The organism is Streptomyces sp. NPDC046349, from assembly GCF_055587885.1.
The window spans coordinates 1-20053 of the sequence record NZ_JBVJFK010000012.1 but is presented as its reverse complement, the minus strand read 5'-3'; the positions used below and the strand labels follow the sequence as shown (position 1 = coordinate 20053).

The 20053-nt window shown below is 71.0% G+C and carries 18 protein-coding genes and 2 pseudogenes; 11 read left to right on the top strand and 9 right to left on the bottom strand.

Going from position 1 to position 20053, the window contains the following annotated elements; all coding sequences use genetic code 11:
• Positions 1–215: 215 nt before the first annotated feature.
• Positions 216–1106 carry an SDR family NAD(P)-dependent oxidoreductase gene (locus ACZ6JS_RS26810; protein ID WP_467282011.1) on the top strand — a complete coding sequence of 297 codons (891 nt, stop codon included), beginning with the start codon at positions 216–218 and terminating at the stop codon, positions 1104–1106.
• A 61-nt stretch (positions 1107–1167) separates the two neighbouring features.
• Complete coding sequence (locus ACZ6JS_RS26805) at positions 1168–1743, top strand: TetR/AcrR family transcriptional regulator (protein WP_469301627.1); 576 nt, start codon at positions 1168–1170, stop codon at positions 1741–1743.
• Positions 1744–1883: 140 nt separating this feature from the next.
• Here ACZ6JS_RS26805 and ACZ6JS_RS26800 read toward each other — a convergent pair whose 3' ends face one another.
• Both ACZ6JS_RS26800 and ACZ6JS_RS26795 read right to left on the bottom strand, forming a co-directional pair.
• The gene (locus ACZ6JS_RS26800) at positions 1884–2339 is read right to left on the bottom strand and encodes an RpiB/LacA/LacB family sugar-phosphate isomerase (RefSeq protein WP_469301626.1); all 456 of its coding nucleotides are present in this window, start codon (positions 2337–2339) and stop codon (positions 1884–1886) included.
• Between the two features lie 170 nt (positions 2340–2509).
• Positions 2510–3196, bottom strand: coding sequence for a hypothetical protein (locus ACZ6JS_RS26795; protein WP_469301625.1), 687 nt, complete (start codon positions 3194–3196; stop codon positions 2510–2512).
• 547 nt (positions 3197–3743) lie between these two features.
• Between ACZ6JS_RS26795 and ACZ6JS_RS26790 the strand changes: the two genes are divergently transcribed.
• Positions 3744–4556, top strand: a complete 813-nt coding sequence (locus ACZ6JS_RS26790) for a hypothetical protein (protein ID WP_469301624.1) — start codon at positions 3744–3746, stop codon at positions 4554–4556.
• A 275-nt stretch (positions 4557–4831) separates the two neighbouring features.
• On the opposite strand, the gene ACZ6JS_RS26785 is transcribed toward ACZ6JS_RS26790, so the two are convergent.
• A complete protein-coding gene (locus ACZ6JS_RS26785; RefSeq protein WP_469301623.1) occupies positions 4832–6088 on the bottom strand; it encodes a DUF2716 domain-containing protein in 1257 nt (418 codons plus the stop codon).
• A 458-nt stretch (positions 6089–6546) separates the two neighbouring features.
• On the opposite strand from ACZ6JS_RS26785, the gene ACZ6JS_RS26780 reads away from it, so the two are divergent.
• Positions 6547–8619, top strand: coding sequence for a SpoIIE family protein phosphatase (locus ACZ6JS_RS26780; RefSeq protein WP_469301622.1), 2073 nt, complete (start codon positions 6547–6549; stop codon positions 8617–8619).
• Positions 8620–8656: 37 nt separating this feature from the next.
• Here ACZ6JS_RS26780 and ACZ6JS_RS26775 read toward each other — a convergent pair whose 3' ends face one another.
• Together ACZ6JS_RS26775 and ACZ6JS_RS26770 are read right to left on the bottom strand one after the other, a co-directional pair.
• Complete coding sequence (locus ACZ6JS_RS26775; protein WP_469301621.1) at positions 8657–8806, bottom strand: hypothetical protein; 150 nt, start codon at positions 8804–8806, stop codon at positions 8657–8659.
• Positions 8807–9159: 353 nt separating this feature from the next.
• Positions 9160–10854 (bottom strand): alkaline phosphatase D family protein, encoded by a 1695-nt coding sequence (locus tag ACZ6JS_RS26770; RefSeq protein WP_469301620.1) that lies wholly within the window; start codon positions 10852–10854, stop codon positions 9160–9162.
• 505 nt (positions 10855–11359) lie between these two features.
• On the opposite strand from ACZ6JS_RS26770, the gene ACZ6JS_RS26765 reads away from it, so the two are divergent.
• Complete coding sequence (locus tag ACZ6JS_RS26765) at positions 11360–11764, top strand: PASTA domain-containing protein (RefSeq protein WP_469301619.1); 405 nt, start codon at positions 11360–11362, stop codon at positions 11762–11764.
• Positions 11765–12041: 277 nt separating this feature from the next.
• On the opposite strand, the gene ACZ6JS_RS26760 is transcribed toward ACZ6JS_RS26765, so the two are convergent.
• Positions 12042–12218: a CsbD family protein gene (locus tag ACZ6JS_RS26760; RefSeq protein WP_469301618.1), complete on the bottom strand. Its 177-nt coding sequence runs from the start codon at positions 12216–12218 to the stop codon at positions 12042–12044.
• Between the two features lie 267 nt (positions 12219–12485).
• Here ACZ6JS_RS26760 and ACZ6JS_RS26755 point away from each other — a divergent pair, with 267 nt between their 5' ends.
• From ACZ6JS_RS26755 to ACZ6JS_RS26745, 3 genes are all read left to right on the top strand, one after another.
• Positions 12486–12647: a hydrophobic protein gene (locus ACZ6JS_RS26755; protein ID WP_136234612.1), complete on the top strand. Its 162-nt coding sequence runs from the start codon at positions 12486–12488 to the stop codon at positions 12645–12647.
• Positions 12648–13151: 504 nt separating this feature from the next.
• Complete coding sequence (locus ACZ6JS_RS26750) at positions 13152–13835, top strand: hypothetical protein (protein WP_469301617.1); 684 nt, start codon at positions 13152–13154, stop codon at positions 13833–13835.
• A gap of 134 nt (positions 13836–13969) precedes the next feature.
• A complete protein-coding gene (locus ACZ6JS_RS26745; RefSeq protein ID WP_469301616.1) occupies positions 13970–14200 on the top strand; it encodes a hypothetical protein in 231 nt (76 codons plus the stop codon).
• A gap of 364 nt (positions 14201–14564) precedes the next feature.
• Here ACZ6JS_RS26745 and ACZ6JS_RS26740 read toward each other — a convergent pair whose 3' ends face one another.
• The gene (locus ACZ6JS_RS26740; protein ID WP_469301615.1) at positions 14565–14729 is read right to left on the bottom strand and encodes a hypothetical protein; all 165 of its coding nucleotides are present in this window, start codon (positions 14727–14729) and stop codon (positions 14565–14567) included.
• A 108-nt stretch (positions 14730–14837) separates the two neighbouring features.
• Entirely contained in the window at positions 14838–16811 is a 1974-nt protein-coding gene (locus ACZ6JS_RS26735; protein WP_469301614.1) for a tetratricopeptide repeat protein, read from the bottom strand.
• 338 nt (positions 16812–17149) lie between these two features.
• Here ACZ6JS_RS26735 and ACZ6JS_RS26730 point away from each other — a divergent pair, with 338 nt between their 5' ends.
• The 3 genes and pseudogenes from ACZ6JS_RS26730 to ACZ6JS_RS26720 all read left to right on the top strand — a co-directional run bounded on the left by ACZ6JS_RS26730 (position 17150) and on the right by ACZ6JS_RS26720 (position 18976).
• The gene (locus tag ACZ6JS_RS26730; protein ID WP_469301613.1) at positions 17150–17341 is read left to right on the top strand and encodes a hypothetical protein; all 192 of its coding nucleotides are present in this window, start codon (positions 17150–17152) and stop codon (positions 17339–17341) included.
• A gap of 202 nt (positions 17342–17543) precedes the next feature.
• A pseudogene (locus ACZ6JS_RS26725) lies at positions 17544–18351 on the top strand (IS5 family transposase).
• Positions 18352–18526: 175 nt separating this feature from the next.
• The gene (locus ACZ6JS_RS26720; protein WP_469301612.1) at positions 18527–18976 is read left to right on the top strand and encodes a hypothetical protein; all 450 of its coding nucleotides are present in this window, start codon (positions 18527–18529) and stop codon (positions 18974–18976) included.
• A gap of 187 nt (positions 18977–19163) precedes the next feature.
• Here the strand turns inward: ACZ6JS_RS26720 and ACZ6JS_RS26715 are convergent.
• A pseudogene (locus ACZ6JS_RS26715) lies at positions 19164–19663 on the bottom strand (IS5 family transposase); the annotation flags it as partial.
• Positions 19664–20053 lie beyond the last annotated feature (390 nt).

Here is a 20053-nt window from a genome sequence, read left to right as displayed (position 1 = left end):
GAGCATCCGGAGCGCCCCTTGCCCGGCGCTCACGTGCCTCCTTGAGGCGAGCGGCACGCACTCTTTCCCGGCGCGGGTCCGGGACCGCAGCGCCGCCGTGCCGTCCCGCAGCGGCCGGCCGACCCGGACACTAAGCGGATAGATGATCCGATTGTGCTACGGTCCAGGAAGTGAGGAAGTGGATGAAGTATCCGTATGGCTGGGTGGAGGATGGCATGACGAGGACAGCTGTGGTCACGGCGGGGACGGGCGGCATCGGACTGGAGACGGCTCTGGGACTGGCCGACGCCGGATTCTCGGTCACCGTGGTCGGACGCGACACCGACCGGGGCGCCCGGGCGGTCGAGCGCATCAGCGCGACGAACCCGGCACACCCCGCCCGGTTCCTGCCGGCCGATCTCGGCTCGCTCGACCAGGTGCGCACGCTCGCCGAACGGATCGCCGCCGAGCACGCCGCCACCGGCCGACCGCTGACCGTGCTGGTCAACAACGTCGGGGCGATGTTCCCGCAGCGGCGGACCCTGGACGGGCTCGAAGCATCGTTCGTCGTCAACCACCTCTCGCCCTACCTGCTGACGGAACTGCTGCTGCCCACGCTGACGGCCGGCGCCCCCAGCAGGATCGTGAACGTGACCTCCGGCGCCGCCGGGCTGGGAAAGCGGTCCTTCGACGCCGTCGAGCCCCCCGGCGGCTACTACGGCTTCCACCGGTACGGCCGCGCCAAGCTCGCCAACCTCGCCTACACCCTCGACCTGGCCGCCCGCCTGGAAGGCACCGGCGTCTCCGTCTTCGCCGCCGACCCCGGAGGCGCCGCGACCGACATGACCAACGGCACCCTGGCCGACCCGAAGATCGTCTCCCCGGCCCTGCGGCTGCTGTGGCCGCTGGTACGCCGCACCTTCGAACGCTCCACCTCGGGACCGGCCTCACTCGCCGCCCGCCCCTCACTCGTCGCAGCCACCGACGACGCCCTCCAAGGCCGGACCGGCATCGTCATCGGCGCCCGGACACACCCCGTGCCGCCGCTGCGCGCAGCCACAGACCCCCGCGTCGCCGAGGACGTGCGCAGGCTCAGCGAACGGCACGCACCCCTCACAACCGCCTGACCGCAGGGCGACGGACACCGGCGGCGGCATCCGGATGAGCCATCCGATTACCATGCCCCCTATGACGACGCCCCTGCGCAAGGACGCAGCCCGCAACTGGGACCGGATCGTCGCTGTCGCCCGCGCCCTGGTCGACCAGGGCACACCCCTGCAGCTGAACGACGTCGCCGGCCGCGCCGGACTCGGAGTCGGCACCGTCTACCGGCACTTCGCCACCCCCGAGGCACTGCTGGAGACCGTCGCCGCTCCCTGCCTGGAAGCCCTGGCCGCCCACGGCCGGCAGGCGCTGGCCGACCCCGACCCCTGGCACGCGCTCGAAGGCTTCCTGCTCCGCACCCTCGAAGCCCAGATCACCGACGCATCCCTGGGCCCGGTCGCCGCCGCAGCCACCGACACCCTGCCGCGCACCACAGACCTCAAAAGTGCGCTTCAGTCAGCCGGCACCGCACTCCACGAGCGGGCACGCGCCGCCGGAGCCGTCCGACGTGACCTGGCCGCCGCCGACCTCGTCCCGCTCATGTGCGGCATCGCCCACGCCGTCAACGTCCACGGCGGCACACCCGCCGACCGGATCGACACCGCACACCGCTACCTGGCCACACTCCTCGAAGGACTGCGGACCGCACCCCACGCCTGAGACCACCCGCGCCGACCAAAGGAACCCTCCAGGAGCCCTGGACGGCTGCGGCCGGCCGGCGGCACCCCTCCGAGGCACATCCGCGGCCTCGACCCCGGTGCCGGGAGCGATCGTTCCCCCGTCGGCGCCACCGCCTTCGTTCAGGGGGTGGTTCCGGCGTTGTCGAGCCGATTGACGCGCGCTACGTTCTCTCGGTCCTCCGCGTCCGCGCTCGCCTCGGCGGCGAACCAGGCGTCGAGGATCTCCTTGAGCAGCGGTTCCGAGGTCAGGCGCAGGCTGAGCGCGAGCACGTTGGCGTCATTCCAGCGACGCGCCCCGTCCGCCGTGTAGGCGTCCGTGCACAGGGCCGCGCGTACGCCCGGAACCTTGTTCGCTGCGATCGATGCACCCGTACCGGTCCAGCAGCAGACGACCGCCTGGTCCGCGTTCCCGGCGGCCACCTCGCGGGCCGCCGCCTCCGAGCAGGCTGCCCACTGCGGATCATCGCCGGGGCTGAGCGCCCCGTACGTCATCACCTCGTGTCCGCGCTCGCGTAGGTGCCCGAGGAGTGCGCGAGCCACCGGTTCGTCCATGTCCGAGGAAACAGAGATCCGCATGCTCCGAGACTAACCAGCCGGGGCATCACCGTCGCCGCAAGCCGAGGACACATGCCAAGGGCCCGACACCCGGATCAGGCGGCGAAGGAGTCCGCACGGCGGTGCCGGGCAAGGGTCTACTCGCGAAGTGGCTGAACCCGATCGGCCTGCGAGCGGCAGGCGCCGCCTGCTCACATGTCCGGCAGAACGAGGACGACTTCGGAGAACTTGAGGCCGTGCCGATCAGTCACCAGCCCGCACGGGCAGCCCAGGGTCACCACATGCCAGTCGCAGACCACGGTCCATGGGCCGTCCGCATGCGCGCATCCGGAGCAGCGGACGGTCTTGGCCGTCCACACACCGTGGGCAGGTCTCTCGTAGTGCCGGAACCGACCCTCGTACTGGACCTGCCAGGAAACGGCTGCGGGCGTCCGCGAACTGGTCCCGGACGGAATCGGGGCCGCCAGTGCGGCGAACAGCGCGATCAAGTCGGGCAGGAGGGCTTCGCCCGCATCGGCCGGCGGTACCGGCAAGCCGTCTGCCGTGTCCTGGCCGGTCGGGTAGCGCGGAGCCGCCGCAGCGGCCGGCGGGTTCGGGGCGGCGAACCACGGCAGGAAGGCGCGAGCGACAGCGGCCAGGAGGGCCGCGGCTGGTGGACTGACCTCACCTGCGTCGAGGTGGTGAACTGCGGTGCGCCAGATCCGCTGGAGCCGCCGGTCTCGGTCCGCGGCCCGCGCCCGTGCACTGCCGGCCCTGCGGGCGGGGAGCGGGGCGGAGAGGCGGGCAAGGACCCTGGCCGCCGCGGCCGTGTCCGCCGCGGCGGGGAGCCATTCCCCGGCAGCCAGCAGCTGCCCGGCGCGGCCCGACTCGCGTGTCAACGCACCTGCCGGCAACCGTGGGGTACTGGAGATCGCCACTGGAGTCTCCTGCCTGCCGGACACTGCATCCCCCGTTCGTCGCGTGTGCCCGTCACCTGAGCCGCGGACATCACACCACATGCCCACGCGGGAGTGGACGGGCACGCAGTGGCCTCAAGACGGGCTGATCGCTCATTTCGGCGCCGCGGCCCGCCCGCCAACATGAATGCACAGCTCGACAGTTCCCGTGCGCATCGGGCGGATCCAGTGCTCAGTCACAACAGTGCTCAGGTCCCGGCGGTCGTGGAAGCACACACGCAGTTGAACTGTTGCCGCGCCTGCGCGACCGCCGGATTTCGGTCGTACTTCGCCGGGTGCACCAGGCGTCAACGGCACCGCGCCCTGTCCCACGGCCCCGTCGAGGGGTGGTCGGCCGTGGCAGGCCCGCCCCCGCTGACCGGCGATGATTGATGCGGGCGGGCTGGGCAGTGGCGTCCGCAGGTTTCTCGGGGGTGGGGCAGTGATCGAGGTCGGGCAGCAGGGCGCGTTCAGCGTGAACAGTGTCGGCATGGAGCGCCGACCGTTCCCGTTGAGCTTCAGCGTCCGCGAGGCCGAGGGGGTGTGGCGGGTGAGCGCCGGCGCGGCCCGGGCGGGTGAGCTGGCCGACCTGCTCGTGGCTGTGGCGAACGACGCGGTCGCGGTGGTGTCGCTGGAGACCAACTCCTACCTGGACGAAGACTGGCAGACGCTACAGCCCTCGCTGATCGCGGCCGAGCTCGGCGTGCCGTGCACGGTCCACCCTCTCGGATCCTGGGCGTCCGGCACATACGGACTCGCGGAGGAGTTCCTGGTGATGGACCGCGACCTCCTGCCCCGTCTCCTCGACGGCACCTGGTCGCCGTACGAGCTGACTCTGGTCGACGTGCCCGCCGACGTGACCCCGGAGCAGCTCGACGAGCTCGCCCTCGTGCTCGGCACGACCAGCGTCGGCGAGCCGCTCCTGAACCGCCTGGGAGACTCCCGGTTCTGGTTCTCGGGCCACGACGACTGCTACGTACTCCTGGAAACCCTCGACCCCGCCCTGCCGGCCGCGGTCCTGGCACGGCTGCTGACCCTGCTGGCCGGCTCCGCCCTCACCGAACTCGCCGAGGAGTCGTTCTCGCGTGTTCCCGAGTCCGGGCCCCGCCTGACTGAACAGCTGATCGCCACCGCACCCCACTGGATCGGAGCCCTGGACAACGTCACCGAGGATCAGGTCACCATCGGGCTGGCTACCCTGCCAGACCCCTGGCGGCTGGGCGTCTCGTTCCCGCAGCAGGCCGACCTCACCGCGACGCTCGACGTACGCCACGGCACCTGGCGGATCACCCCCGCGGAGTGACACGAAAAGCCACCCCGCCGAGGTGCCGGGGGTGGCAGCGGTGGCAGGTAACGCAGCTACGGAGCGGCACCGGGAGGTAGAGCCGGGCCGGGGCCAATGCTTGTCTTCATGACCGGACACGGGGCACCACCGGACTTGTCCCACTGCCCGGCCGGCCAACTGCACCTCTCAGCCTTCGCGCCCGTTGTGCGACTCGGCACGCTGCGGAACCGCGCCAATCTGTGTGGCGTTCGGGCTCCCGACCTCAAGACCAGGGCGGGGACCCGGGCCACCCTTCAGTCGCGGCGCCTGACCGGCTCTCCGAGCAGCTCGGTCAGTTCCGCCTCGACGGCGGCGAGCAGCGGGGGCCCCCAGACGGTCAGCGTCTGTTCCCAGGGGTGGCCGAAGGTGCCCAGGCGGAGGTCGTCGGTGAGGTGGAGGTAGTAGTCGCCGTCGGGGTAGGTGCCTTTGCCGGGTCGGGGCGGCCGTCCAGGGAGGTCGGTGCGGCGGGGGTCGTAGCGGTAGCCGTCGTGCTGCCAGTGGAGCCAGTGGACGAACTCGCCGGGCTCGGTGGCCGTGAGCAGGCCGCGCTGGACGATCGCGTCGATCCGTTCAGGGAGGGCAGGGAGGGACCGGTGGTGGGCGTGCAGATGCCAGGCGGCGGAGGGCACGGGAGCGCTGATCGCGGGCAGGGAGGTGGTGCTCGGCTTGAAGTCGAAGACCGTGTAGAAGCGGCCCCACAGCGGAACGTCGTCGAGGAGCCAGTCGAGGAACTGCGCGGAGCGGGTGGTCTCGGGGGTGCCGGTCGGGCGCCAGTGATAGGAGCGGACGGTGGCGGCCTCGATGAAGCCGGCCTTCAGAAGCTGCTCGCGCAGGGGGCCGCCGGCCTCGGCCAGGAGGGGACGTGAGCTCCGCGTGCGCCAGTGGGCGGTGCAGTCCTTGACGAAGTCTGCGTCGTCGCCGCTCAGCCCACCGACGATTTTGAAGGGGCGGGTCAGGTCGGCGTAGACCCAGCCCACGGCGGTCACCTCGCCGTGCTGCAGGAGGACGTCAATGTAGATGTTGCCGTGCTCCGAGGCGCCGTCCGCGATCATCTCCGCGTAGGGAACCGCGTGCGGACCGGGGGAACCGACGGCGATCTCCCAGGCCCGTTCGGCCTGCTCCTGTACCTCGTACAGGCTGCGGAGCCCGTTCCGGGGCTCCGCCACAACACCGGGCTTCTCGCCCGGCAGCTCCTCGGCAATCAGCACCGAACGCTCCCAGCCCGCAGTGAACCCCGCCGCCGTCAGCGCCGGGCCCAGGTCCGGCGAATCATGCCCGTACACCTTCCACTCCACCGGCTCGTCACGATCCGAGAAGGCTTCCTGCTGGCGGCGGACCAGGCTGGCGATGTCGGTCCCGGGCGCGAGGGCGGCGTGCTCGGCCGTGCCGTGCGTCCCGTAGTGCCGGCGGACGACCGGCCCATCGGTCTGGACCACCACCCCGACCGGATGCCACGAGGGGACCTGTCCCCGCAGCCCGTCGTATTCCGTCCACCGCTCGCCCATGTCCATGCGCGGGAGACTAGACGGGGGTCGGAGGCGTCCCGACGTCAGGGCATCCTGGCCGCCTCAGGCGTCTCGTCGCGCGTCTGGTCGCGGCCCCCGTGCCGGCTGACTGCCCCCACCACAGCAGCGTCATCATCTTCGGTGCCGTCCCAAGGCTCTCGGCGTCCTCCGGCCCGATGATCGAGCTGCAGAGCTTGTTCCCCCACGTCGGCCTCAGGCCAGGCCCGTCCGAGACAGACGGGCCTTCCGCGATGCGGAAGCGGGCCTCGCGTCAGGCGCAGGAGCGGTTCCCGGCGGCGGGGGCGACGATGGGGAGTGAGCAAACGCAGCGCAGGCCGCTTCTCGAGGGCGGCCCCGCTGACTGACGCACCAGCCGTGCAAGCCCGGTGCGAGTCCAGACATTGCCGTGCTCCACCCGTTGCAGGGCGGTACTCGGTACTCCGCCCGAGCGGAGGAGGGGCCGGATGCATGACGAGATGCCCGTTGAGGAGCTGATCAGCAGCGCCGCCCAGGACGCCGGTGGACGGCTGGGATCGCTGCCCCTGGCACAGGTGGCCACCGGTGCCGACGGGACGATCGTGCGCTGGAACCTGGCTGCACAGGAACTTCTCGGGTATACCGCGCAGGAGGTCGTGGGCCGGCACATTGCGGATCTGCTGCACCCGGCAGCCGACTCCAATCTCGGCCGGTCGTTGTGGGAGACGGCAGCGACCGGCCGCGGTGTGGTGGGAACGGTCACCACATGGCATCGCGAGGGGCATCCGCTCGAGCTGGAGATCTGGGCCGGTCCTCTCCCGGATCGGCGTGAGGGCGCGTCGGCGGTGCAGGTCTTCGCCGCTGACGCACACGCCACCAGGCGTATCCGGGGGTCGTCAGCGATCTGGGACGGGCTGTTCGCGCGCTCGCCGGTCGGCATCGCCATCATGGACACACAGCTCCGATTCCGGCAGGTCAACGCGGCACTGGAAGCCATGAACGGCCTGAGTGAGTCGGCCCACGTGGGCCGGCGCCTCGCCGAAGTCCTGCCCGAGGTGAACGCCCCGGAGATGGAAGACGCGATGCGCCGAGCCCTCGAAAGCGGCGAGGCCGTCCGCGACCGGATCCGCACGGGCCGCACTCCCGCCGATCCCTACCACGACCACGTGTGGTCGTGTTCCTACGTGAGGTTGGAGGACCCCGCAGGCCGGTCGGTCGGCGTGATCGCATCCGTGGTCGACATCACCGAACAGGATCGCGCCCAGACCGAGGTAGAAGCGGCCCGCCGCCGCCTTGCCCTCCTCAGCCAGGCCAGCGCTCGCATCGGCGCCAGCCTCGATCTGGAGCGCACCGCCCAGGAGCTGGCCGATCTCGCCGTGCCGTACCTCGCCGACACCGTCACCGTCGACGTGCTGGACGCCCTCGCCCGCGGCGACGAACCGGGCGCGGGTCTCGCCGGCGGAGTGGACCTGCGACGCCTGGGCAAAGCACCACTCACGGGCTCCGCCGTCAGTAACCTCCTGGCCCCGCTCGGCAGAACCCTCGCCTTCCCCCTGGCCGCCCCGTACACCCACCCCCTGGTGGCCCGGCAGTCTCACCTGATCGCCCACCTGGAAGAGCGCATCGGCCTCGGCGCCCGCTACTCGCCCAAACCAGCGCAGCTGCACGGCGCCGGCGTCCGCTCCCTGATGATGGTCCCGCTCATTGCCCGAGAACTGGTCATCGGTGTCGCCACCTTCTACCGCACCCGCACCACCGCGCCCTACGGGCGCGACGACCTGACCCTCGCCGGCGAACTGTGCGCCCGAGCTGCCGTCAGCATCGACAACGCCCGCCTGTACCGCCACGAACACGACACCGCGGTCATCCTCCAGCGCAGCATGCTGCCGCAGCACATCACCCCGCCCCCGGACATCGAAACGGCTCACCGGTACCTGCCGGCGAGCGACCTCAACGAGGTCGGCGGCGACTGGTACGACGTCCTGCAACTACCGGGAGGGAAGGCGGCCCTGCTCATGGGAGACGTCATGGGGCACGGCATAGCGGCCGCAGCCGTCATGGGGCGCCTGTCCGCTGCCGTCCGGGCTCTCGCCCGCCTCGACATGTCTCCCATAGCGCTGATGCGCCAACTGGAAGCCACCCTCGCCGACCTCGCCGAGCCGATGCTCGCGACCTTCCTGTACATGGTCTGCGACCCGGCCACCGGACACTGCACCATCACCCGCGCCGGACATCCGCCACCGGTCGCGGCAGAACCCGGCGGGAACGCCTATGTGATCGACACTCCTGCCGGGGTCCCCCTCGGCGTCGGCGGTATCGACTTCACCACCACTGACATCACTGTGCCCCGAGGCAGTGTCCTGGCCCTCTACACCGACGGCCTCATCGAAACCCGCGGCCGCGACATCGACGACCGCCTGAACGAGCTGACCCGCCTGCTCACCCACCCGCGAGGATCCCTGAGCCACCTGTGCGACTCCCTCATCACCCACCTGGTGCCCACATCCGCCGACGACGACATCGCCCTGCTCCTCGCCCGCATCGGCTGCACAGGACCGTAGGGAACGCCCTTCTTCAGCAACCCGGTGTCGTCCACGGTCAGTACCGCATCCCGAACGCCGAGATGCCCAGCCAGGTGCTCCCGCACGTCGTCCACACCTCGTCCGCGTCCCGGGCGATCCGGGTCAGCAGCCGGCCAATCCGGTCCGGTGCCGCACACCCGGCCTCCTCGGCCGGCGTCCTGCACATGGGCAAGCGCTGTCTCACGCGGCTCTGAGCCGCAAAACGATGCACGAACCGCTCACGAACCGCTCGTACGAAGAGCCGCCGGCCCTCGCAGGCGCAAGGTATGCGGCCGTGTGCCGCTGCCTGCCCCTGCACATCCCTGCCGGTGACCCGTGGCGCCACCTGCGGGACTGGGCTTTCCCCCGGAGCCGGACCGAGTGACGCAGCCGCGTCCGCCCAGGCCGCAGGCAGAGGCAGCAGGCCGCGGGCCCGGTCCCGCACCGCATCCTGAAGATGGACGGACGGCGTCCCCGCCGCCCGGGCCACCGCCAGGCGGTGGCCGGGACAAGAACAGTGATCGACCGCCCGGCGGGGCGTCACCTTCCGTCCGTCAGACTGCGCTCGAGGACGCCGATGAGCCGCGCTCCCGCACGGTCGGTCCCGCGCCGTCCCCGCTCGGCACCCGCCGAAGCCCGCTCCAGCCGCAGCCGCGCCGAACGCCCGCGCAGTGTCAGCGTCATCAACTGGTTGCCGAACCACGGCCCACCGGTGCGCTCCCACCGGACCGCCGGTCCCGCGACCCGCCCGTGGCGGGCGAGGAGATGCCCGATCCCCCTGGCGAACCGGCTCCAGCCGAAACGGAATCCGGCCCGTATGGCTGCGGGCACCGAGTTGTGCAGCGGCGAACAGGTGAACTGGAAGACGCGGGAGCGCGGCTGCTGTCCTGTGGTCCAGACGGGCTCCGCCACATACGCGTGGTGTACGTCCCCGGAAAGCACACACACCGTCGCCGGGGCGGCGTCACCCCTGCCCACCTCGGCGACCGTCTCCGTCAGCCTTTCGAACGACGACGTGAACGCCGCCCAGTGCTCCAAGTCCGCCCGCCGGCGCAACCACTCACCGAAGCGCGCCCAGCGCGGCCCCCGTTCGCCCCGGCAGAGCGCCGCGTGCCAACCCTCCGCGAAGTGGACCATCGGGGGCAGCAGCCACGGGAGCGAGGTCCCGACCAACAGATGGTCGACGCTACCGGGGTCTTCGAACGCCTGCGTCCGCAGCCAGGCCGCCTCCTCGGCGTCCAGCATCGACCGGTGCTCCTCCTCCAGCACCCGCGCGGCCCGGGTGTCCACCATCAGCAGCCGGGTACGGCCGAAGTCCCGACGGTAGCTCCAGCGCGCCGCCGTCGGGTCGGCGTCGGCACGTTCGGCAAACGCGCGCAGCACCTCCGTGCCGTCTTCGGCCGCCCGTACCGCCGCGTACAGCTCGTCCTCGGCGAGCTCGGCGGGGGAGAGGTTCCCGAGGTGCTGGTAGACCCAGTACGACATCAGGCCGCTGGTGATCCGCTCGTGCCACCAGGGTGTCGCCCGCATGTCGGCCACCCAGGCGGCGCTGGTGTTCCAGTCGTCGATGACGTCGTGGTCGTCGAAGATCATGCAGCTGGGTACGGTCGAGAGCAGCCAGCGCAGCTCGGGATCGCCCCAGGACTCGTCGTAGAGGTGGGCGTACTCCTCGTAGTCAGCGACTTGGTCCGGCGGAGCGGCGGAGCCGGTGCCGGCGGCCTGACGATGCCGGGCGATCCAGGCGCGGGTGTCGGCGGACGTCTCGTCCGCGTACACCTGGTCGCCCAGCAGGAGGAGAACGTCCGGACGCTCCGCCTCCGGGTCGGCGGCGAGCCGGGCGGAGAGGGTGTCGAGGACATCGGGGCCCACCGGATCGGGCTCGCCCACAGCAGGCGACGCCCACCGGCACGAGCCGAAGGCGACCACCGCGCCCGCCGCCGGGACCGGCGGCGTGCGGATGGTACTGGGCGCGTGGGGCGAGTCCGCGAGGGGCCACACCCGCTCGCCGTCGAGCAGCACCTCGTACGGTGTGACGGACCCAGGGGCGAGTCCCGTCACGACCACCAGTGCGTAGTGGTGGCCGACGACGCAGAACGTGGACGCCGAACCCCCGCCGCCGCCCGCGCACCGGACCTCCACCGTGCACGCTCGGTCGCTTTCCACCCACACCGTCGCGCTCGTGCCCGACTCCCAGTCCACGTGTCGCAGGAGCGGGCCCAGCCTAAGACCGGCCATCGCGAGTCCCCTTCCGGTGCTCAGTACCGCACAAAACGGCCGCTCCGTACGGTACTGAACGACGACGGCAACGGCGCCGAAGTGCCGCGCGGGGCTCTTGCCCGGACCAGCGCGTCAGCGGCAGACCCGCCCGGCACAGGGGTGCGAGAGACACCACGGGGAGACGGGCCGGCCGCTCCATACGTCATCCGCTCGGGCGAACGAAGCCGAGGTCACGCCGCCGCCTGGCACCGTTGCCGGCCAGGCCGCCGCACAGGTCCTGGAGACGGCCACGGCTGCACGTTCGCAATGGCTGCACGGGTACCGGGACAGCTTCGGCTTCCTCCGCCTGGGCGGCGGCGCGTGCGGCCAGTTCGCCGGCCAGCACGAGTCAGCTGAGGAACTGGTCGAAGCCGCTGATCACCCCATGGGACGATCTTTTACGAGCGCTGGTGACCCCTGGCCAGTACCCGAGCGCATGCCAGGTTCGTCACCTCCGGCGCGCTGTTCCGGCCATGATGGCGCGATGCGCACCTTCCATGCCGTCGCCCTGCTCGCGTTTGTCTCGGCTTTCGTCCTCACGGCGTGCAGCCCGCAGCCCGTCGGCCCCGGCCAGCCCGCGTCCACGACGCCCGCCACCGCCGCCGACGACGTGCCGGCGCCTGCCAGAAGCGATTTCGTGATCCGGGCCCCCGATGCACCGCCCGTCATTGTGCCCCGTGTGGTCGGAAAGAACCTGCAGGCCGCTCAGGAGGAGGCACGGGCTGCCGGGGTCTCCTTCCGCTCCAGCGACGCTCTCGGCCAGTCCCGCATACAAGTCGCGGTCCAGGACTGGAAGGTCTGCTCACAGATCCCTGCCGCCGGAACGCGGTTGGCCGCCGGTACCAGGATGGTCCTCAGCGCAGTCAAGCTCGAAGAGAGCTGCCCCTGACCCGCCCCCCGGGTGTTCGGCAGGCTCCGGACGCCCCGGGGATGCACCGGCTCGCCAGCAGCGCTGAGCCTTGGACGCCCCGTGAGCGTGGCTGCGGATGCGCGGGCCTGACGCCCGTCACTCGGCTGGGGCGATCAGGGCCGGATGCCCGTTCCGCCCGACTCCGGCCGCGGCTGGTGCTCGGGTGTCCGGTGCGGTGCGTGGCTGAGCCCCGGCCAGGGGGCGTTGGCCGGGGCTCAGCGGATGCCGCGGGTCAGGTCCGCGGTGAGGGGGTGGTTCAGTGGCGGCGGAAGGTGTCCTTGGCGTCTTCCTTGGCCTGGCGGGCGTTGCCCTTGGCCTGGTCGGCGTGTCCGTCGGCGGTCATCCGCTCGTTGCCGGCCATGCGGCCCATGGCCTCCTTGGCCTTGCCCTTGGCCTGCTCGGCCTGCGCCTTGGCCTTCTCGGTGCCCGACATGGGGACCTCCTCGTGTAGTACCGGGTTGGTCGTGACGACTCGCCTGCTCACGATCCCGAGGCCCAAACCCCGCATCGGTCCGCCGATGCCGGATCCCGTCCGCCGGCCCATCGGGGCGCATGAGGTGTCCCGGGATCGAGGCGGCAAAGTCACGAGGGAGGAGCCGGGCGCGCGCGTTTTGCCCGCCTGGGCGGATAAGAAACAAATAAGGATCATGCGCATGGGGGTCGGTCGGTCGGGCACCCGGTGCTTCGGAGGTTGATAACTATGGTTCCCCTGCTTCTTGTTCTCCTGCTCGTCCTGATCCTGTTCGGTGCCGGTTTCGCGGTGAAGATCCTCTGGTGGGTCGCGCTGGCGGTCCTGGTGCTGTGGCTGATCGGCTTCGTGGCCCGTCCGAAGAACAGCAGCGGCCGCTGGTACCGCTGGTAGCAGGCAGCCCCAGCACTGCATGCCGGTGGGCCTGCCCCCGTGACGGGGTGGGCCCACCGGCACGTCCGCGCCCGAACGGCAGGCTGCACACCGCGGACGCGCGGACGGGCGAGGTGACCGACTTGGGTATCCGGCCTGTGCCGGGGCAGCTGCCCGGGACCGGATCGCTGCCCGGGGCTTGCTGCTCGACTGGTTTGCTGTTCACGGGCGTATGGCGGGCGCGCCACGTCGGCATGGTGCAGGCGGACTTCGTCCTGTCGATCCTGGCCGGGACGGCGGGGAGATCGGGATCGGGCGGACAGCGGAACCACCCGGGAATAGGGTGGACGCCGGGTCGGGGCGGGTCGGGGATCTGAAGGTGAACAGCACCGGCTGAGCCGGAACGCCTTACCGAGCGGGGGACGCATGGTTGGCTGGTGGCGGAGATGGGCCACGCGTGAGCGTGACGTGCCGGAGACTGCGCAACCGCGATCCGGACCGGGATGTGAACTGCCGGCCGGGCCGGTGCACGGGACGCTGGCCGGAGAAGCCGTCGGGCCCGACGGGCCGCAGGCGGCGACGCTCTCCGTGTTCGGCGACGGCGTGGTGCTGACCGAGGCCGACGGCACGGGCGACCCCCACGTCTACCGGTGGACGCAGGTCGCCCACCTGTGGTGCGCCAACGACGTGGACGGCAGCCATGCACCGGACGGCACGGTGGTCACGCAGTGGGTACACGTGCTGCGGATGGAGTTCACCGACGGCACAGTCTTCGCCTCGCGGATGACCGACCCGCCCATCGCCACACCGGAGGCCGTCTTCCTCTCGGGCCGCATGTCCCCGTCTCCGCCCTCTGTCATCGCACCCCTGGTGGACCGGATCAGGGGCCCGGTGACCACGCTGCACCTCGCCCGGGCCAGAGGGTCCCTCGCGGCCGGCGAGGAGGTGGAGTTCGGCCCGCTCACCGCCACCGCGGACGGGCTGCGCCACGACGGCAAGGACATCTCCTGGCACAGCATCACCTCGTGCCGCTACGGCGTCGTCATCGCCGGCGAGGACGAGAGCGAGCTGGGCGCGCTGCTGCGCATGGAGTACCGGGCGGCCGAGGGCGGCGCGTACGGGTTCCCGTTCCACTGGCTGCGCATACCGGCACTCGACGTACCGGACATGGACGTCCTGATCGGGCTCGTCGACGAGAACCGCACCTGAGCGCTGGGCGCCCCCCGGTCCGCCTCGTCACCGCTTCCTGGCGCCGGGCCGGGTTCGGCTGAGCGTCCCGAACTGACATCCACTCCGAAGCCCTCGCCGAGGCCGCGCAGACCGCCGCGGCGGCCCTCCGGCTGATGATGACCATCTCCGAGGCCGTCCGCCGCGCCGCCCAGAAACTCCGCACGGGCGAGGAGGAGGAACTCGCCTCGGGGGAGGAGAAGCCCGCCCCGGGCTGGGCGGTCGACGTGCTGCGCCTCCTCCTCGACGACCGGGTGCTGGCGGGCCTGATGCCCGGCGCTCACTGGTCCACGATGGCGGGACAGGTCCTGCTGCAGCGGGCGCGCCGGGCGGCGGGAAACGGGTGAGCCCCCCATCACCCCAGGCCGCTGGCCGGCTGTCGGCGGCCTCACCTGCTGGCCGGGTCCGTCCCGTTCAGAGTGTCTTTCTGCTGCCCGGTCGAGAGTGTGTAGCGCACGCCGGGCGGGTCTTGGGGGATGAACCCGCTCGTGCCGTTCTTCCCTGGGAAGATCACGAGGTAGACGCTGCACGTTTCGGTGGTGGCGGATCTTTGATGGTCGAGCCTGATTCCCGGATTTTCGTCGGGGTAGGTGTCAAATACCCAGGTCGCCGGGCCGGTGTACGAACGAGCCGGCGCGTCGGCGGACTGCCCGCAGCCCGGTCGGGGCCGCGTGGTCCGTTCCAGGTCCGCAGTACCGTCCGCCCGGACCGTCAGGCGGCCGCCGTCCGAGCCGTGCCAGACCCCGCCACATCAGCGATCGCGAGCGGTTCCTCACGGCCCTCGCCCAGTTCCATCCGGAAGGCGGCCATCAACGCCAGGAACAGCACTGTCGCCCCGGTGAACCACCACAGGATCCGCCGCCAGTCGGTACGCACCAGGTACTCCTCCTCGTAACAGCCACCACCGGGAGCCGTTGAAGTCCGGGGTGCTGCAAAGGAAGAGCGGGTTCCGCCCGCCTCCGGCTCCTCCGGCTCCTTCGCTGCTCAGTGTTCGTGCGTCACCTGAGCCAGCAGCTCACGGATCTCCCGCAGGCTCATCCGCGTACCGGGGTCGGAGTCCCGCTCCTCGATCTGCGCGAAGTGTTGTTCGGCTGTGGTCAGGTCGCCGCGGTGCCGGGCCAGTCGCCCGGCGAGGCGGTGGCCGGCGAGGTGGCCCGGGTACTCGGCGAGGATGTCCGCGACCAGTGGCGCGGCCTCCTCGTCGCGCTCCTCCTCGACGAGCAGCTCGGCCAGCTCGGGACGGGGATCGACGCGCCGTTCGAGCGGTCCGCGCGGTGGGTCGAAGTCGCCGGAGCGCTCCACCGCGCGGCGCAGCCACTGCTCGGCCTCCGCCGTGCGCCCGAGCCGGCGCAGCGCCCTGCCGAGGTGGTACGCCGCCTCGGGGATGTCGTTCTCCCACGCCTTCACGAGCCACCGCTCGGCCTCGGCGTACCGCCCCCAGCGCATCATGCTGCGACCGGCCAGGAACGCGGGCCGCGCCAGACCGCCCTCGGCGGCGCGCACATACCAGCGCTCCGCGAACTGCGGGTCCCCGCCGCGCTCTTCGGAGGCCCAGCCGACGCCCCAGGCTGCCCTCGCGTGACCGAGCTCCGCGGCCTTCAGCGTCCAGAAGCCGGCGGCCCGCTCGTTCTTCGCATGGGTGTGGATCCCGGCGATGCTGTACGCAGCCCCCGCGTCCCCGGCCTCGGCGGCCGGCCCGAAGTACGGCACGAGCAGGGTCTCGTCGGCATGGCAGTCCTGCAGCATGCGGCCGAGCTCGAGCAGCGCGCGCGGAGTGCCGGCCTTGCGGTACCAGTCGGCGGCGTCGGGCAGCCGGTAGAGGCGGTCGAGTGCATCGGCGTACGCGAAGCACTGCTCGGCACCGCCGGACTCCGCGGCCGCCTGCAACTCGGGCAGGCGCGCCGCAAGTTCGGGGTCGGGCAGCCGGGCGGGGTCGGCGCGAATCGCCGCGATCTCCTCAAGCTGCTCGACGAACATCTTGGGCAGGCCGCCGTACTGATCGTCCTCGTCCTCAGCGTCGCCGGTCAGACGCAGCCATCGCTCGGCCTCGTCCAGCCGCCGCTGCATGATGCCGATCAGACCCAGGTAGAAGCGGGCGTAGTCGTGACCATCGGGTGCCGCGGCCGCCGTAGCGAACCACTGCTCGGCCGTGCGCTGGTCACCGCGCTCGAAGGCCCAGACACCCAGGACGTAGGCCGCGCCCGAGCAACCGAGCTCGTGCGCCCGTACGGCCAGGACGCGTGCCTCCTCGATCCGGTCGCTGTCACGGGCTACCAGGAGGGCCTGCTCGACCAGGGCCTGGTGCGAGCCGACCGCCGCGGCTCGCGCGTAGAGAGCCTCCGCCGCGCGGATCGTGCTCGGGTAGAACGTGAACATCCCCGCGTACTCCGGGTCCCGCAGCGGACTCAGCGCCTCGAACGCGGCCTCAGCGTCCCCGTCGGCCTCCGCCCGCGCGAGCCGCTCCTCCCAGAGCTCAAGGTCGTCGACGATGTTCTCGATCACCTGACGGGCCGAGGCCGCCTTGCGGTCACCCAGCTCGGCCGCCTCGTGCAGCTGCGCCTGTGCTTCGGCGAAGGCACCGTGGCGGGCGGCCTTGAGCACCGCGCCGTTGGTGAGGCTCTGGACGTGGCCGAGTGCGGCTCCCCGCGCGTACCACTCCTGGGCTCCGTCCTGGTCGCCGGACTCCTTCAGGAGTGTGGCGAGCCCGAACGCGCAGCCGCCGTCACGGTCGGCAGCGCTGCGGTACCAGCGCTCGGCCTCGGCGAACTCCCAGCGGTCCTTGTGGCAGATCGCGAGCGTGCGCGCCGCATCTGCGTCCCCGTGCTCGGCGGCCTTGGCCCACCAGGGCAGGGCCTGGTCCATCCGGCCGCTCTCGCCGAGGAATGTGGCGTAGACGCGGTACGCGCCGTCCTGTCCTGCCTCGGCAGCGGCCGCCAACTCGGCTTCCTGGTCGCGCATGTGCTCATGCGTTCCCCCGTGTGTCATTCCGTGATCATGCCAGGCGGCCACGGCCGGGGCGGATACAGGGGCCGGGGCGTGAAGGACACGTCCCACCTCAACGCCACGCGCCCCTCCGCCGTCTGCCAGGATGCTGCTCGCGCAGCCGCTGCCGATGCCCGCCGGCCGGATCCCGGACGCGACGAATGGACGCCTTCACCACCGCGTACAGGGCAGCCAAGAATCAGGCGGCCTGTGGGGTGCGCGAGTCCGCATGCTCCCGGCCCCCGGCCGCCACGACGTCGCCGGTCTCCTTCGTCCGGTGAGGGCTGGCGGACGGCCAGGTGATCCGGGACTGCATGGTGTCCCACGCGGTGCTGGTGGAGCGCCTCCTCGCGATCGACGAGGCCGGCCGGCTGCTGGGCCCGCACCGTCATGCCGCGGCGCACCTGGCCCCGGGTGCCGGTGAAGACGGTGACGCGCTGGCTGTGGCAGGCTCGCGACGAAACCCCGCCCCGAACCGCTCCCGCCCGCGCGGGGGTGGTGGCTGAAGGCCCCCGCGTGGGACGAGACGACGTGGGCCCGGACGGACGCCCTGCTGGCAGCCGAACACGACCTGACCCGCGGCCGGAAGCCAGTCTCCCGCCCGACCGCCGACCGGTCCACGCTCCTGTACCGGGCCCGCCGTTGCCCCTGCGAGGGCACCACCCCTTAGACATCGCTTCTTTGGCGTGGTCGTTCGTTGAACGGTGCATGGCGGATCTGGTTGAGCGGTTGGTGCCGGACGAGTCGTGGGTGTTGTTCCGGCGGGTGGTGCCGCCCACGGAGGTGATACGTCCGCAGGGTGGGGGCCGACGGCGGGCCGGTGACCGCGAGGCCCTGGCCGGGATCGTCTTCGTGGCGACCTCGGGCTGCACCTGGCGCCAGCTCCCACCGGCGTTCGGTCCGAGCCGGCAGACGGTCTACCGGCGCTTCGCTCAGTGGAGCCGGGCCCGCGTCTGGGCCCGGCTCCACCGCGTCATCCTTGATGAACTCGGTGCCCGCGGACAGCTGGACTGGTCGCGGTGCGCGGTCGATTCCGTCAGCCTGCGGGCCGCAATGGGGGGCCACTGGCGGGACCGAATCCGACCGACCGCGGCAAGTTGGGATCGAAGATCCACCTGATCACCGATAGGAACGGACTGCCGCTGTCCCTGGGCATCTCCGGCGCGAACATGCACGACAGCCAGGGCCTGGAGCCTCTCGTGCTCGGCATCCCACCGATCCGGTCCGCTGCGGCCCCCGGCGCCGACGGCCGGCCAAGCTGCACGCCGACAAGGGCTACGACTACGGCCACCTGCGCCGATGGCTCCGCCAGCGCGGAATCCGTCACCGCATCGCCCGCAAGGGCATCGAGTCCTCACAGCGGCTGGGCCGACATCGCCGGGTCGTCGAGCGAACCGTGTCCTGGCTGGCCGGCTGCCGAAGGCTCCACCGCCGCTACGAGCGCAAGGCTGAGCACTTCCTCGCCTTCGTCGGCATAGCCGCAGCCCTCATCGGCTTCCGCCGACTCACCAAGTGACACGACGTCTTAGTCAGTTCGAGGTCGCGCTAGCGCTGACTGAGCATCGGCTCGACAACCTCCGAGAAGGCGCCTGACAGGCGGTACCGGTCAACCGAAGTCACCTATCCATAGGATATTTTGACTGGCCTTCTGTCTCACACCGGACATCTATAACGAACCAAGGGGGAACATCATGAGCATCACCAGGACCGCACGTAGGACGCGCGTCAAGGTCGCCGCGTCCATCGCGGCCCTGGCCGCGGGCTCACTCATACTCACCGCCTGCAGCGGAAGCAGCGACAGCGCCAGCAAGCTCGACGGTACCTACTACGTCAAGGACGTCAACGGCACGTCCGACCTCGGCCAGCTGGTCGTCAAGGGCAACAGTGTCTCGCATCATGAGTACAACTGCGATGGTGTCTACCAGAAGCCGGGCGTGACCAGCACCGGCGAGTTCAACAAGGATCAGTCCCAGATCATCTGGACGGTCGTCGGAGACGACACCCGCAACGAGCGGACCGGCAGCGAGTCCATCGCAACCAGCGAAACTTCGATCAGCATCAGCGGTAGCGCGTACGTGCGTGACAACTCCGATGCTGGCAAGGCTCTGCTGGACGGCTTCAAGACCAAGTGCAAGAAGTAGCGTCGACGTCCCGCTCGGCCGACGAAGCAGCACAGAACCCCGTGGGCATCGCGTCCACGGGGTTCTGTCCTTCCTCGTCTGGTCAAGCCTCTGACGCCTGCCCCTGAAGCTGCTGCGCCCAGTAGTCCTCGATGGTCTTCGGCGGCTGGTCGTACTTCGGGGCATGCTGCTCGACTAAGACGTCGTGTCACCTGGTGAGTCGGCGGAAGCCGATGAGGGCTGCGGCTATGCCGACGAAGGCGAGGAAGTGCTCAGCCTTGCGCTCGTAGCGGCGGTGGAGCCTTCGGCAGCCGGCCAGCCAGGACACGGTTCGCTCGACGACCCGGCGATGTCGGCCCAGCCGCTGTGAGGACTCGATGCCCTTGCGGGCGATGCGGTGACGGATTCCGCGCTGGCGGAGCCATCGGCGCAGGTGGCCGTAGTCGTAGCCCTTGTCGGCGTGCAGCTTGGCCGGCCGTCGGCGCCGGGGGCCGCAGCAGGACCGGATCGGTGGGATGCCGAGCACGAGAGGCTCCAGGCCCTGGCTGTCGTGCATGTTCGCGCCGGAGATGCCCAGGGACAGCGGCAGTCCGTTCCTATCGGTGATCAGGTGGATCTTCGATCCCAACTTGCCGCGGTCGGTCGGATTCGGTCCCGTCAGTGGCCCCCCATTGCGGCCCGCAGGCTGACGGAATCGACCGGCCGTCTACGTCGAGTCGGTGCGGGTGGAGGCGGCGCGCCGTCTGCTGCAGGACAGGTCAACGGCCGTGTCCGCGGGGAGGGCGTTTTCTCGCTGGACGCCGGGTCCGCCTCGCCGACCTGCTGCAGGACGAGTCCGTCGATGCGTCCGTCCTGGCGCAGGGCGGCCGACGGTAGCATGCATACCATTGCATGAACGGTGTCCAGGCCAGGCTTTCAGACCGCCCACCAACGGAGATGCCGCCAGGTCGTCTGGTTCCGCGAAGACGCGGAGCCGTCGGGTGCTGGGGAGGCACCGAGAAACGGGGGGTGTCTCTATGTCCTCCGTCAAGGACGTGGTGCCGGGTATGGGGTTGTTTGGGGTGGTCATGCTGCCAGGGTGACGGTGGGGGTTCGGGA